At 43.1% G+C, this 14,819-nt stretch carries 10 protein-coding genes; 3 read left to right on the top strand and 7 right to left on the bottom strand.

Annotation, left to right across the window (positions count from 1 at the left end):
- The first annotated feature begins 368 nt into the window (after nt 1-368).
- The gene (locus tag JEZ96_RS15035) at nt 369-1,796 is read left to right on the top strand and encodes a sensor domain-containing protein (RefSeq protein WP_025007610.1); all 1,428 of its coding nucleotides are present in this window, start codon (nt 369-371) and stop codon (nt 1,794-1,796) included.
- Nucleotides 1,797-1,923: 127 nt separating this feature from the next.
- On the opposite strand, the gene JEZ96_RS15030 is transcribed toward JEZ96_RS15035, so the two are convergent.
- The 7 genes from JEZ96_RS15030 to JEZ96_RS15000 form a co-directional block, all read right to left on the bottom strand.
- Complete coding sequence (locus JEZ96_RS15030; protein WP_025007611.1) at nt 1,924-3,816, bottom strand: methyl-accepting chemotaxis protein; 1,893 nt, start codon at nt 3,814-3,816, stop codon at nt 1,924-1,926.
- Nucleotides 3,817-4,025: 209 nt separating this feature from the next.
- On the bottom strand, nt 4,026-6,659 hold the full coding sequence (gene pepN, locus JEZ96_RS15025; protein ID WP_061783116.1) for an aminopeptidase N: 2,634 nt from the start codon (nt 6,657-6,659) through the stop codon (nt 4,026-4,028).
- A gap of 256 nt (nt 6,660-6,915) precedes the next feature.
- Nucleotides 6,916-7,509, bottom strand: coding sequence for a penicillin-binding protein activator LpoB (gene lpoB / locus JEZ96_RS15020; protein WP_014611191.1), 594 nt, complete (start codon nt 7,507-7,509; stop codon nt 6,916-6,918).
- A gap of 69 nt (nt 7,510-7,578) precedes the next feature.
- Nucleotides 7,579-8,982: a COG3014 family protein gene (locus tag JEZ96_RS15015; RefSeq protein ID WP_128090260.1), complete on the bottom strand. Its 1,404-nt coding sequence runs from the start codon at nt 8,980-8,982 to the stop codon at nt 7,579-7,581.
- Nucleotides 8,982-9,527, bottom strand: a complete 546-nt coding sequence (gene def / locus JEZ96_RS15010; RefSeq protein ID WP_061783114.1) for a peptide deformylase — start codon at nt 9,525-9,527, stop codon at nt 8,982-8,984. The genes JEZ96_RS15015 and def overlap by 1 nt, the downstream gene beginning before the upstream one ends.
- Before the next feature lie 53 nt (nt 9,528-9,580).
- A complete protein-coding gene (locus tag JEZ96_RS15005; RefSeq protein ID WP_011788313.1) occupies nt 9,581-9,793 on the bottom strand; it encodes a SlyX family protein in 213 nt (70 codons plus the stop codon).
- 9 nt (nt 9,794-9,802) lie between these two features.
- Nucleotides 9,803-10,753, bottom strand: coding sequence for a WD40 repeat domain-containing protein (locus JEZ96_RS15000; RefSeq protein WP_025007612.1), 951 nt, complete (start codon nt 10,751-10,753; stop codon nt 9,803-9,805).
- Between the two features lie 154 nt (nt 10,754-10,907).
- On the opposite strand from JEZ96_RS15000, the gene fkpA reads away from it, so the two are divergent.
- Complete coding sequence (gene fkpA, locus JEZ96_RS14995) at nt 10,908-11,678, top strand: FKBP-type peptidyl-prolyl cis-trans isomerase (protein ID WP_011788315.1); 771 nt, start codon at nt 10,908-10,910, stop codon at nt 11,676-11,678.
- Between the two features lie 478 nt (nt 11,679-12,156).
- Nucleotides 12,157-14,787 (top strand): extracellular exonuclease ExeM, encoded by a 2,631-nt coding sequence (gene exeM, locus JEZ96_RS14990; protein WP_025007613.1) that lies wholly within the window; start codon nt 12,157-12,159, stop codon nt 14,785-14,787.
- Nucleotides 14,788-14,819: the final 32 nt, after the last annotated feature.

Below are 14,819 nucleotides of genomic sequence, written 5' to 3'. Positions count from 1 at the left end.
GGACGATAAGGTGGTGAGCTTAATGAATTCAATCGCAAATCTCTAGCATCATTAAAATGGATTAATCATCTATTTATATCAAACAACTTAGTATGTTCAAAAGAGTCATGTATTGTTGTTATGACTATCTTTGTTTGCCGATATCAGTGAATGGCAACCTAAAGCCAATAGAGAATGGATTGGTTTTGCAAATTAACCTACTCTAATAGTGTGTTATTGTTGGAATAAGCAAACAAGTTGATAAATCACTCTATGCAAAGACGGGTAAGGTTAAGCTAATTTGTAGGCTATTTAGATTTAAGTATATGTCTTAGTTAACTTTTTAGCCAATAAAGACACTTGCTTTCTGGATGTCATTGGAGATCTGCGTGAATAATGATGAATACACTTCCCTAAGTCAGTTTATTGATCTGCTGTTGGATGCGATCTGTGTTGTCGATAAAACGGGGCGGTTTGAATTTGTTAGTGCAGGAGCAGAACGAATTTTTGGTTACACCCCAGAAGAAATGATTGGTATGCAGATGCTAGAGCTTGTATTACCTGAAGATAGAGAGCGCACGTTAGCGACAGCTAAAGAAATTATGGATGGTCGTTTTAAGGTTGACTTTGAAAATCGCTATGTGCGAAAAGATGGTTCAATAGTCGATATTCTTTGGTCTGCTCGTTGGTCAGAGGACCATCAGCAGCGTGTCGCTGTTGCTCGAGATATTACGAAGAGAAAAAATGCCGAGCGTAGACAGGCGGCCTTGTATGAAATCTCAGAAGCTGTGCATGTGACAGAGGATTTACTGGCACTATACCAACATATTCACCAAATTATGGCAAAGTTACTCCCTGCAGAGAATTTTGCTATTGCACTTTATGATCAAGATTTACAAGAGCTTAGTTTTCCGTATCGGGTTAGCACCCAAGAAAACTCGGCTGTAGACATTGAAAGTTTTCGCGTATTTACTGAACAAGTGATCCAAAATGCAGAATCGATATTACTTTGCCCTATTAGCTTAAACGAGTATCCAAAAGGCGCCGCAGCCGAGTTAGGTAATAGCCGTTTAAGCTGGCTTGGCGTACCGCTTAAGTTACAAAAAGGGGTTATTGGTGCGTTAATGATGCATACCGACCCGACTTCTGCACCTTATACATATCAAGATTATGAGTTAGTTGAGTTTGTTTCAACCCAAATAGCCTTTGCTATTGAACGTCGACAAATGCTAGCTCGCCTAGAGCATATTGCTTTGTATGATCAATTAACTCAATTACCGAATAGAGCGCTGTTTTACGATAGGTTCCAAAAAGCCCTATCTCGGGCTCATCGGGAAGGGAGTTATTTTTCCTTACTGTATTTGGATCTTGATAAGTTTAAGTGGGTAAATGATACCTATGGACACAGTGTTGGGGATTTATTACTGCAAGTGACGGCGCAGCGTATACTTGGCTGTGTGAGAGCCTCTGATACAGTTGCCCGTTTTGGTGGCGATGAATTTGTGATTTTACTCGAACGAGTTGATTCTGCTAAAAATACCTTAGTAACGGCTCAAAAGATTTTACAAGTACTTAATCAACCCTTTGAGCTTATTGATCAGCAAGTTCAAATATTACCTAGCATCGGCATTGCTATGTATCCGGAACATGGTATCGATGAGAAACAACTGATTTCCTGTGCAGATACGGCTATGTATAAGGCCAAAAAGAACGGTGGTAATCGTATTGAGATGGGATATCAAGGTTTAAGATCTATCTTTGTTGATACGATACTGCCGCTCGAGCTACACCCCACTAATGCTAAAAAAGTCATTTAACATTCGATGTTAAAGCATCAATTATTGGTTAATGAATAAGACTTAGTGATTAAAACTTAGTGATTAAAACAATGCCCGATAATGTTATCCATTGTCGGGCATTGTTTTATCAGAGGATTTTTCTTTCTTATAGCTTAAAGCGGTTTACTTCCTGTTGGAGCGAAGCCGCTAAATGGGCGAGTTCTTGTGCTTGAACCATAGAGGTTTGCGCCTCAATTGAGAGATTTTCAGAGACTTCACGAATAGACTCTGTATTGCGGTTTATCTCACTGGTGACAGAGGTTTGTTCCTCGGCGGCCGTGGCAATTTGGCTCGCCATATCTGAAATATCATTAATCGCTTTACTTATTTGCAATAAACTTTCGCTAGCAGAATTGGCATCGGCAACACTGGTTTCTGCCATTCCATGACTTTGTGTCATCGATTTTACGGCTTTGGCTGCCGTTTGTTGTAGGGTTTCGATCATGGCTTGAATTTCTTGGGTTGATGAATGTGTTCGTTGCGATAATACGCGCACTTCATCGGCAACCACTGCAAAACCACGACCTTGTTCGCCAGCTCTTGCAGCCTCAATCGCCGCGTTTAAGGCGAGCAGGTTGGTTTGCTCTGCAATGCCACTAATAGTCAACAAAATACTGTTGATCTTCTGCGAGTGCTCATTAAGTTCACCTATGATACGGCCTGCGGTTTCCACCTCATTCGCTAGGTTGCGAATGGATTGCTGGCTCTGTACTACTTGTTTTTGGCCATGATTAGAAAGACTAACTGCATTTTGTGCCGTTTGCGCAGTATGCTCCGCATTACTGGCTATCTCTTCGGTTGCACTGGCCATTTCGGTAACTGCAGTCGCAACCATTGTCACTTCATCCTGCTGAACGGCAATACGTTGACTATTATCCGTCGCAGAAGCACTGCTGCCTTGGGCTTGATACTCAAGTTGCCCCGCAATTTTATGCATGCGGGAGATCATGCCATGAAGACGTTCCACAAAGCGGTTAAAGCCTGAAGCCAACATCCCTATTTCATCGTGACTGTTTGCGGTGTGAATTCGTACGGTTAAGTCGCCATCACCTTCGGCAATATCATTAAGGGCTTGGGCAACGCGTTCGAGATCTTTAAACTGAATTTTAAAAATACCAATTAAAATCAAACCAAATAGAATTAAAAGTGCGATCCCCATCACTGACATCCACCAGGCGAGATCCGTCGCCTGTGACATGATCTCCTGCTTATCCATCACGAAAATCAGCGCCCAGTCGGTCGAAGGAACGGCGGCAACATACACCAGTTTGGTTGCGCCATCTAAATAGCGTTCTTCCATCGTATTGGCGCTTGCGTTTTTGGATAACCAGCCAGAGGTAAAATTACTATCTATTTTATCCATTTGCTGGGTATTAAGCTGGCTATTGGGGTGACTAATAATGAGTCCAGCATTATCGACCATAACAGTGTAGCCTTTGCCTGGTACTTGTAAGCGCTGCACTGCATCTGTTAGCTGATCGATTGTTAAGTTAGCCGCCGCAACACCGAAAAGTCGGCCTGATACTATAACGGGCTCAGCAATAGTGACGACTTGTTTTTTCAGCGTTGCGCTGACATAAGGTGCGGTCATAACCATAGCGTTCGCAGCTTTAGCGTCCATATACCAAGGCCGAATTCTAGGATCGTAATTTGCAGTATTGAGTGCAGGATCTTGACGGTACATTTCACCTTGTTCATCGCCAAAATAAGTGAGCGCAAACCCCATCGCATTATGGGCTTGAAGCAAATAGGGTGTCACTTGCACACTGGGATCGGCTTCTATGGTTTTTTTAAGGCTAGTAATAGCCGTTTTCCTATCTTGCATCCACAAACCGATACCTTGAGCAAAAGTGTTTGCCAGTTGGTCGATTTCATGTCGGGTATTTTCTAATGCATTATTGCGAATAAAGTAACTTGAAATGCTCACTAACACAGCAACAGTGATCAAAACGGCAGAAAGACTACTGAAAAGTAGGCGAGTTTTAAGTGTGGATCGCATATTTCATTCCTTAATATTCCGTTAGCACTCTAACGTCTATTGAGTATAGCGGCTGAAAATGTCAACGCCTTAATAGGTAACGAAATATTTAAAGGATATGTGATCGTGATTGAGCCTAAGAATAAGACACTCATTTTAATGTAGCTTTATCTCCAAATATAAAAAGAGGCTCCTAGGAGCCTCTTAATGGTATGGTTCTTTAATCAAACTTAATGGGTCATTTTATTTTTTATTTGTACACATTGCTGTTCTCTTTGGCGCTTTTCGAGCAAGGCGCGGCGGGTGAGATTGGTTAAACCTGTCTGGCTATCCAGCACTTTATCCAATGCGGCAATACTTGTGTAATTGCAGTCGGTTGGGATCAAATTATGGCTATAGCTACGCATAAAGACCGGCCCCTTTTTATCCATATCGATAAGGTTTGCCAAGCGTTCTTCTGCTGTGGCAGCACTGAGCAGTTTTTGCTCCGCAGGGTACAAGTTTTCCATCACGATACGCTGTTTAGCGAAAGGCAATGCATCTAAGTGGACTTTACTTAACCAGCGGCGTTTGGCTGTTGCTTCTGGACGGATAACCTCTGCTGCGAGGGCGGCTTTCTGGCCTGAGTCTGAGTTATCCTTTGCCGCTTCTTGAGTCAAGCGTTGCAAGGCATTAGGGAAGTCATAGCGATTCAGCTGAGTAATAATTGCCCAGCGTAAATCTTGATCTAGGGTTAAACCTTTAATTTTCGAAGTCCCATCTAACAGTTGTGCGAGATGGCGCAGTGAATCGCGATCGCTTGCCAGTTTTATATAGGCATTAAACCAACGGCGCTGGAAATCATTATCGCCCCTGCTTTCCATGGTTTTTCTAAGGCTCATTTGAGTTAAGCCTTTCACTGCATTTTCGGCATAATTTTGTTGAATGGGGGCGATTTGCGCGAGGTATTCTTTTGAGCTCAATAGACTCGAAATAATTTGACCGACAACGGTGTAATCTGCCTCTGCTGGTGCATTTACAAATACTGTGCTGAGGTATTGCTCTAAACTTAAATTGCCTTCACGCACACTGTCCCAGAGACTCTGCCAGAGCATGGAGCGTAGCAGGGGATCTGACACATTACTCAGTTGTTGTTTTGCCGTAGTAAAGGATTTGTCATCGAGTGCTACTTTAACAAAGCCCCAATCATCAAAGTTTGGATACACTAAATCGGGGCAGCGTTCGCCGACCAGTTGTTTGACTTCGGTACGAGCCCCTTTATAAGTGACGGGGACGGTAATCTCATTTCTGAGGTCATATCGCCCTTGAGTAAATAAAGCGACTTGAACCTTTTGTTCACGCAATGTGGGAAGGTCGGTACTGGCGGGGAACTGTAATAGATTAAATTCAGTAATACGATTACCTTCGCAGCGATAGTCGGCTTTGATGGTATTGACTCCAGCACTATAGAGCCATTCCTGCGTCCATCCCTTTAAATCACGGCCAGCAGCTTTGGCTAGGCTATTGATAAAGTCGTCAAGTTCCGCATTTTTATAGCTGTACTCTTTTAGGTAGTTGCTTACACCACGCCTAAATACCATATCACCTAATAAGTGTTGTAATTGCTTTAGGGTCGATGCCCCCTTTTGGTAGGTGATGGCATCAATATTATCGAAGGCATTTTGGGTGGTAGCCACAGGCACTTCAATGGGATGTGTCGTCACTAAGCTGTCTTGTTCATAGGCTTTTTGTTTACCTTGGGCATAAAAACTACGCCAAGTATTGGTAAATTCGGTTGCTTCTTGGGTCGCTAGCATCCCCATAAAAGAGGCAAAACTTTCGTTTAACCACAGGCCATTCCACCATTTCATGGTGACAAGATCGCCAAACCATTGGTGTGCCATTTCGTGCATGATAACACTTGCCAAACTCTGCTTTTGATCCGCTGTCATCGCAGCTTTGTAAAGAAAATGATCTTCTGCAAAGGTGACTGCGCCTGCATTTTCCATTGCGCCATAGAGAAAATCAGGCACGAGAAGTTGATCATACTTTTTAAAGGGATAAGGGATACCAAAGTAGTTATCGAAGAAGGTTAACCCTTGTTTGGTATAGGTGAACCAATCTTCTGGCGTAACTTGTTTTGCCACTGATTCCCTTGCAAATAATCGCATCGGATAGCGGCCAGAGTTATCTTGCCACATATGATAAGGTCCGGCATGCATCGAAAAATTATACGGGCTTAATTTGGGGGTTTGTGGAAACTCCCAGCGATTAAAGGCGCCTGCTGGGGTGACGCTCGTTTCACGCATCGTGCTTATCACTTGCCAATCTTTGGGGGCCGTAACGGTAATTTGATAATTGGCTTTGAGATCGGGCTGGTCAAATACGGCAAACATTTGCTGGGCGGCAGCGGGTTCAAAATGGGAATAAAGATAGACCTTTCCATCGACAGGATCTTGGAAACGATGTAAGCCTTCGCCATTGGTGCTGTGTGCGCGGGTAAATTGTACTTCCACCGTGTTCTCGCCAGAGGTGAGTAAACGTGGATTTAGGCTGATATAGGCACCATTGTAGTTGGGGTAAACGGCAGTGCCGTTGATAGTAAAGCGTTTTATTTGGGCTTTGCTTAAATCTAAACTCAGCTGTTTTGGTACTTCACTTAAACGAAAAGTGACCTTAGTGCTGGCAGAGAATTCTGTTTCACCTGTCAGTTGAAAATCCAGTTCATAGCGGACATCTGAAATTACCTGCGATCGCAGGCTTGCCTGATACTGGCTGATATACGGGCTGGCATCTCTAGGGCCTGTATTAAGCGTGCTTTGGGTGGCACATGACATTAATGCGCCACAGGTTAAGGCAATTAGGCTAGTTTTAAACAAATTCACAACATAAATCCTTCAACGATTTGTTTTTCTTGTTTACGTTTGAGATGTGCGACGCATTTTTAATCGCGCCAGTTACTTTAGCGGTTAATAATAGTTCACGCTATAGCGGGGCTGGGGCGCAGTCATCGCAGTGTATTTTGGCCGAGTACACTACCTTATTTACCTTGGATAACCAATGTTAAAAATGTAAAAAAAGCCAGCAATGATGCTGGCTTTTGTATGAATGTTAATTACTGCTAGGTATTCAGCGTGATAATTACATACCTAAGAAAGACTTAGATTTCGTTTTACGGATTTCTTTTTCGTCAGACCATTCAATCAGCCCTGTTTCTAAATCCATTAAACGCATGGTCATTTTATAGTAAACATCTTTGGTGCTGCCATCTTGCTTCACTATGCTAGATAAATTGCCGTACAGCATGTATTGAGCACCAATTTGGCGACCGAATTTAATAGCTGTAGATGGATCAACCATGCCAGTATTGTTTTGGTAGTCCAACTGTTTGCGAACGGAGTCAACTTTAGTCATATCGATAAAGCGGAACTTGCCAGAACGCAATAATTTGTTGCTGATAGAGTCTGTAACTGACTCAGTATCAATATGTTCAGACGTTTTGTTTTTGATGCTATCAACAAATAAAATCGGGCGGTTATTAGCCGTAATTGCCACGATAGGAGGGAAAGTCATCATACTATCGACCATTTTAGCTGCAATAGCCTGAAGATCGGTTGAGCCAAAGTTTGCGTTGACGGTTTCAACTTCAGTCGCATCGCCATATTCGACTTTAGATTGACATGCAGCCAGGCCCATTACGGCAGCCAGCACAAAAATCAGTTTAAATTGTTTCATAGTCAGTTCCATTTTGTGATTGTATAAACTTAATGACACTCGTTTTATCCAAAAGTCTTCACCGCTAGGTTAAATGATTATTGAATAAATTCGAGTGTAATTACCAGTATCAATTGCCCAGACTAAGGTGGTTTTGCCTGCTGCAATGTCAATTTTAGCTGGTGGCGCCTTATCTAATTGCAAAGTGTATTCCCCTGCATTGAGATAACGCCTGCCGATTTGTGCTTGTTTAGGGAGCGTCAACCAACTGCGACGGTCCGCTTGTTCCGTTACTACGTTAAAGATTTGCATCGCTATGCTGCCAATATCGGCGGCATTATTCCCTGGTCGACCACTTTTTTCTATCTGATAGGCCATTTCTGATTTTGCATAGACACGGGCGACTTGACGCACAAGTGTTGCAGGTAAATCTTCTTTCAATGCCGTGATGGCTAAGGCATCAATATTGGCAATGGGTTCCGTTTTTAGCACTGTACCCAAACCCTGAATTTGCGTCTCTGGTACAAAAGTATTGTTTGGGCCATAGGTTGCAAGTGATACGGTTTGCCAGTTGCCATGTATGGTAAATGGCACAGTAAGCGCTTGCTTTTCGGGGGCAAAACCGCGCTCAACCATAAGGATCACTTGCCCTTCATTCGGCTTGGGTAAAGTTGCTTCACCCCAACGTCGTTTAAATTCATCGTATTGTGGCATACCAAGTTGTTTGGCGAGGCGAACTAAATCCTGTTGTAAATAGGTATTATCAGGGGTAATTTGCGCCGCTTTTCGGTAATCAATAAAGGCATCGTTGGGTTCACCTAAGACTTCGTGAAGCACACCTGTAGTGTAATAACTGTAGGCGTTTAAGAAGGAGCTTGTGACAGTGCCTGCTGCTTGCCCAAGGCGATTGACCTCGGCATCCACAGTACCATTAGCCATAGCCTGTACCGATTTTTGTGATTTTTCATAGCGTTCTTGTTCAGAGCCTTGTAGCTCATTACTGCGACGAACTTCGACTAACGCACCTTGAAAATCACCACTGAACAAATAGTTAAGTGCTTGATATTGATGAAGCATAATGCGCTCATAACCCGGTCCTCGGTAGGGGATGGCATTGTCGTTTAAGACTAAGCTACTGGCTGTTGCACCTAAGTCACTAGCACTAATTTTGGCTTTATCATCGAAGGCGGTATAGGCACTGATGGCTTGCTGATAATATTTTTTACTATTGGCAAAATCTCCTGCAACTTGTGCGACTCGGCCTGCTTCTTGGGCGTAGAGTAAGCCGTCGTTACCTTGAATATTACTCGCGAGTTTATTGATGTCCGCCATCGGTGTTGCGCTATTGAGTTCTTGTTTTATCGGCGCGATTTGCGATGGATAGTTAATAAAAATACTGTTGTAGGCGCAGCCACTTACACCCAGCGCAAAACTGATTGCAAATATGGATGTGATGACAGGCTTAATGAAAGATGTGCTGAAGGTGGGTTTCATTATTGAGCATTACCTTCCGTTACTGTGTATTTTGAGTCTATGGGTATATGTGAGCGCTCAAGCAAGGTTATTCCCTGCAAATGGTCAAATTCGTGCTGAAAAATCCGCGCAATAAATCCCGAAAGTACCGCCTGTTGCCATTCACCCTGTAAATTTTGATAGCGTACTTCAATTCTGTCATATCTTGGTATGATAAATCGTTGTTCTGGAACCGATAAACAGCCTTCTTCCCCTGCGTTGAGTTCATCCGATACGTTTAGGATTTGTGGATTAACAACGACGACAGGCGCCATATGAGGGGCGTCTGGATAACGAGCATTGGGACGAGAAGCCATAATAAACATCGCCAGCGGACTATGCACCTGAGGCGCGGCGATACCCACACCTTTAGCGGCCATCATACTGGCTGACATTTGTTCGGCTAAGTGAGTCAGTTTGGCGTCGAATTGACGGACTTCGATGGCGGTCTGCCTTAATATGGCTTCGCCATACTGCGCTATTGGGAGCGGGGCAGACATCTCTTTTAACTTCTCATCTCTAAACATCGCATATCCCTGGATATTCGTTTGCTATTTAGGGTGAACAAATTGGGTGAACATTAATAGTGTGGTGGTGGCGTTTCTTCTGCTTGCGTTGCAATATTACTCGGTTCCATTGCTTGTAATTTACCCACCAACAGTTGAATTTGATGCTGTTGATAGGCCACCAGTCTATTGAGTTTTATCACTTCTTGGTTTAATTCTTCGACGGTGAGTTCCTGAAAAGCCAATTTAGTTTGTAGCTCTTCAATCTGTTCTTGTACGCCTTGCATGACTAACCTCTATTGTTGCCAAGTCTCGACTAAGCCTTGGCTACTGATACTAACGACTTTATTGGTATCTCGAATTGCCACAGAGTATACAACGGCTCCACGTGTTTGGCTGTTTTTAGTGAGCGCAACTTGCCATTTACCAATTTGCTTGCCTGTATCTCGTTGCCAGAGTATGACTTCACGGGCGGGAGTTCCCGTTAACAACTGGCTGTCTTGCTGAGTAAAACGTACCGCTGAAAAGGTCATTTGTCGACGGTTAATCTTTAATTGATTTAAAAGCTTACCGCTTGCATTGTCCCATATTTTTGCTTCATTAGTACTGCCATTGGTAAAGCTTAAGCTGCCACTGTCGTTCAGTGCCACCTTAGTCACTCGACTGCCAAGATCCCAAGTGTGGATAGGTTGTCCGGTTTGTGCCTGCCATAGTATGGCCTGCATATCATTTGACCCCGTCAAGGCTATACGACCATCGGCAGAGAGTGCAACACTGTTGACCCTTTCGGTATGCCCAAGAAATTTAATCAGTGCAGTTTTGTTAGCATTAAGCGACATAACACTGCCATCGTTTAATCCTATCAGTAGGGCGCCATTATCTGCGACAGCGACACTTTCTCCCGATGAGGGTAATGACCACCAACCGAATGATTTTCCGTCGGCTATTGTCCATAATGCAACTGAATCTCGGCTTAATGATGCCCCATAAAGTCCATTAGGTGATATCGCCGTACTTGTTACCCCTGTATTAATATCACCATGTATCCACTGATACCTTAAGGTGTGGCTGGTGAGATCCCAGCATTGCACACCATTATTTTGGGTGGCGACTAGGGCAAATTTGCCATTGTTTGACAGACTGGCGCTATAACTTGAATCAGTAGTGAGCACTTGAATATCTTCAGCTTTAGGCTGACAAGCAGTCAGAAAAGTTGTGCAAAGAACCAGCAGTAGAATTTTCTTCATGAACTTGCTCCTAAAGTCGGTGTCTCTAGTCTCGAGAAAGTGAGATTAATCACTATTAACCCATAAAGAATCTAGTTGGTATAACCAAGATAACTAGTATAAAGTTATCGCGCTTAGGTTATTGTAACCGCTTGAGGATGCTGAGGAAGCTTTAATGAAATCGATTTATAAATTATCGTTAGTTGCATTGGCTGTGATTGGCCTATCTGCTTGTAATAAAGAAGAAAAAGCAACAGACGTAGGCACAAATGTTGAATTAACGACAGAAGCTCAAAAAGAAGCTTACAGTGTAGGCGCTTCCATCGGTCGTTACATGTCAGGCCATATTAAAGAGCAAGAAGAATTAGGCCTACCCGTTGATCGCTCTCTGATCGTCACTGGTTTTACGAATGGTTTGAACGACCAACTCAAGCTAACAGAAGAAGAGATGCAAACCCTTCTGCAAGGTTTGGATAAAAAGTTGAATGATAAACGTCAGGAACAAGCGATAGCGATTTCTGCGAAAAATATCGAAGAGGGTAAAAAGTACCTTGAAGAAAACAAGGCTAAGCCCGGAGTTGTTACCACTGAATCAGGCTTACAATACGAAGTCTTGACGCCGGGTTCAGGTGAAAAACCGGCTGCTGAAGATACCGTTGAAGTGGACTATGTAGGTACACTGCTCGACGGTAAAGAGTTTGATAGCTCATACAAGCGTGGCCAAACGATTAAGTTCCCACTGGATCGCGTTATTCCCGGTTGGACTGAAGGGCTTCAATTAATGCCTGTTGGTGCTAAGTATAAGTTTGTTATCCCTGCTGAGTTAGCTTACGGTGAGCGTGATAATGGCACTATTCCACCCAATTCAACGCTCATTTTTGAAGTTGAACTGAAATCAATTGAGAAAGCGCAAGCAGCACCTGCTGCTGAGCCCGCTAAGAAGTAATAGATTACATCTCTTAGTGTTTTAATAAGTGCTCTTATTGTGCACATGAAGAATGCCGCTCCTCACTGAGCGGTATTTTTTTATCCTATTGACTTTAATAAAGTCATCAGCTTTTTTAGCTTTAATTAAAGTATTCGTATTTTAAGGAGATACGTTCTTTATATTTTATTGAGTATGGCGTTCTGGAAGTTTTCATTGAAATATAATATTTACCTGTTGGTGATAATTTAGTCATTTAACAATCTAAATTGAGTCTATATGTATTGCTCTTACTGATTGTTTTTATTTGGCTAATACTTTTGATTTATTAGCTTGTTCCATCTAATGAACAATGTCATGTGTATAATTGCATATTCATCAATATGTTACATTGGCAATGTGCGATCTCGCCCCCTTTTTTTACGCCGTCAACTCTGAAATAATCCGCCAGCACGTTAATAGAAGTTAGCGGCAATATTATAATAATGGGGTTGATAATATGGATAATGTTAATAAATTAACGGCTATTTCTTTAGCTGTTGCAGCCGCTTTGCCTATGATGGCAAGTGCTGAAGTGATGATTACAGAGTATGTAGAAGGTAGCTCTAATAATAAGGCGATTGAAATTTATAACAGCGGTGATACTGCGATTGATTTGGCAGGTTATAAACTGGTTCGTTATAAAGATGGTGCAACTGATGCAACCGATATGGTGGCCTTAGATGGTCAAACCATTGCGGCAAAATCGACAAAAGTTATTTTAAATACTAGCGGTACTATTACTGTTGCTCAAGGCGTTGATAGCTTCTCTGGTAGTTTAAGCTTTAATGGTGGTGATGCGGTTGCTTTAATGAAAGATGGCGCCGTTGTCGATATTATTGGCGATGTGCCAACGCCAACGGGGTGGGGGCTTGATGTTACACTACAACGTAAACTCGATGCCCTCGTTGCCAATACCGTATTTAATGCCGCGCAATGGGAACTCTTACCCAAAGATACTTTTACCGGTTTAGGATCCTTAGAAAAACCCGCAGAACCTGAAGCTCCGATGTTTAGCTGCAGTGGCGCTAAAATTGTGCCTATTTATCAAGTACAAGGCGCGGGTGAGTCGAGTCCACTTGTACCTGCTGGGGCATTTGAATCTGAAACTGAAGTGACAGTACGTGGTGTTGTTACTGCCCGTGGTGAAAGTTTATTTAAAGGTTTCTATCTTCAAGAAATTAAAGGCGATAACTCACCCTATACCTCTGATGGTGTATTTGTCTTCCTCGGCGAAGCGGCACCAGAAGCAATCCAACCAGGGGTTGAAGTCTGTGTGCAAGGTAAGGTTAAAGAGTATTTTGGCTTAACCCAAATCGATATCAAAGCGGATAAAAAATTTGAGGTTGGTGCTAAGGTCGGTATCCCTGCTGCGGCACCTTTCTATGTTGCCGATGGTGAAACACTGGCTCAAGCCTTAGAGCGTTACGAAGGCATGAATGTGGTTTTAGATGCGGGTAGCGATCTTAAGATCAGCCGTACCTTCAGCTTTGACTATGCGAGTAGCCGTAACAATATGTTAGTTTCATATAAAGCACCTTTAATGAAACCAACACAGCTATATCCAGCACTTTCCCCTGAAGCAATAGCACTGGCGAAATCAAACCTCGACAATCAGCTTTTTATCGAGTCGGATTATAAACCCGCTAATGGCGTGATCCCATATTTCCCTGATTTTAACGTGGAAACAGGTTATATCCGTGTAGGCGATCAACTGACTAATTTGCAAGGTGTCATTGGCTATAGCTATGGGGCTTATCGATTAGTTGCCACTAACACCATTACCGCAGGTGATTTTATCCGTGGTGACGATAGAACTGACGCACCAAGTGTGGCAACAAAAGGGGATATCCGCGTAGCCAGTTTCAACGTCTTAAACTTCTTTAATGATGTTGTGGGTGGTGATACAAATCCTTCAGGCAGTAACCGTGGCGCGCTAACTGAAGAAGAAATGCTGTTACAACGTACAAAAATCGTGAGTGCAATTACTGCCATGAATGCCGATATCGTCGGGTTAATGGAAATTGCTAATAACGGTTTTGGTGAGAAGAGCGCACTTAAAAACTTAGTCGACGCACTGAACGAGAAGCAAACAGCGGATAATGCTTATAGTTTTATCGAATTGGCTGATGCTGATAAGTACGATGGTAAGTATTTTGGTAGCGATGCCATTACTGTGGGTATGCTTTATCGTGCGGGTAAAGTCACTCTAGAAGGGGCTGCTCGCGTTATCGAGACACCAGAGCAACATGCAACGGCTGGTAGCGTGACTCGCACTAAAGCGGATAAGACTGAGACAAACCCAGGTAACGATGCTTATCAACGCCACAGCTTAGCGCAAACCTTTAAGATCCATAATGAACCATTAACTGTGGTGGTGAATCATCTAAAATCAAAAGGTTCGGGCTGTTTAGAAGATTGGGTTAATTTTGAAGAATCTGTCGATCCTGCCGATCAACAGGGGAAATGTAACGCTTTCCGTGTTTCTGCGGCCAAAGTATTAGGTGAAGCGTTAAAAGATGTGAAAGGCGATTTACTGGTTATCGGCGATATGAATGCTTACGGTATGGAAGATCCTATCCGTGTGCTGACCGATTTTGATGCCAGTAAATCAGAGCGTGACATAGTCACAGCTTCATGGACCACTCTGGGTGGTAAGGTGTATGAGCGTCAAGGGAGTAAGATTGATAAGGGCTATGGTCTTATCAACTTAAATACCCAAGCCCACGGCGTGGCGACTTACTCTTATAGTTACAATGGTGAATTAGGTAATTTAGACCACGCCTTAGCCAATACAAGCCTCGCTAAACGCTTAGTGGATATTGAAGATTGGCATATTAACTCAGTTGAATCTAACCTGTTTGAATACGGTAAGAAATATTCAGGTAATTTAGCTAAATCTGAAAATGCCTTTTCAGCATCGGATCATGATCCTGTGATTATCGCCTTAAGCTATCCAGCGCCAGTTGTGCCTCCAACGCCGGAACCAGAACCCGCGCCTCAGCCTAAGCATGATGGTGGCGCGCTAGGTTACTTAGCTTTGGCTTTAGTATCGTTATTCGGATTACAACGCCGTCGCCGTTCAGTTTAGGCGATAATGAGCAAGTATAATCAGTGAGTTAA

Origin of the sequence: Shewanella putrefaciens (assembly GCF_016406325.1) — a bacterium.
GTDB lineage: Bacteria > Pseudomonadota > Gammaproteobacteria > Enterobacterales > Shewanellaceae > Shewanella > Shewanella putrefaciens.
The sequence above is the reverse complement of the archived record's forward strand: the minus strand, read 5'-3'. Positions and strand labels throughout refer to the sequence as shown.

Coding starts and splice junctions, on each gene's coding strand:
- JEZ96_RS15030 (WP_025007611.1), bottom strand. CDS start 3,816: ATGCGATCCACACTTAAAACTCGCCTACTTTTCAGTAGTCTTTCTGCC.
- lpoB (WP_014611191.1), bottom strand. CDS start 7,509: ATGAAACAATTTAAACTGATTTTTGTGCTGGCTGCCGTAATGGGCCTG.
- JEZ96_RS15015 (WP_128090260.1), bottom strand. CDS start 8,982: ATGAAACCCACCTTCAGCACATCTTTCATTAAGCCTGTCATCACATCC.
- def (WP_061783114.1), bottom strand. CDS start 9,527: ATGTTTAGAGATGAGAAGTTAAAAGAGATGTCTGCCCCGCTCCCAATA.
- JEZ96_RS15005 (WP_011788313.1), bottom strand. CDS start 9,793: ATGCAAGGCGTACAAGAACAGATTGAAGAGCTACAAACTAAATTGGCT.
- JEZ96_RS15000 (WP_025007612.1), bottom strand. CDS start 10,753: ATGAAGAAAATTCTACTGCTGGTTCTTTGCACAACTTTTCTGACTGCT.
- fkpA (WP_011788315.1), top strand. CDS start 10,908: ATGAAATCGATTTATAAATTATCGTTAGTTGCATTGGCTGTGATTGGC.
- exeM (WP_025007613.1), top strand. CDS start 12,157: ATGGATAATGTTAATAAATTAACGGCTATTTCTTTAGCTGTTGCAGCC.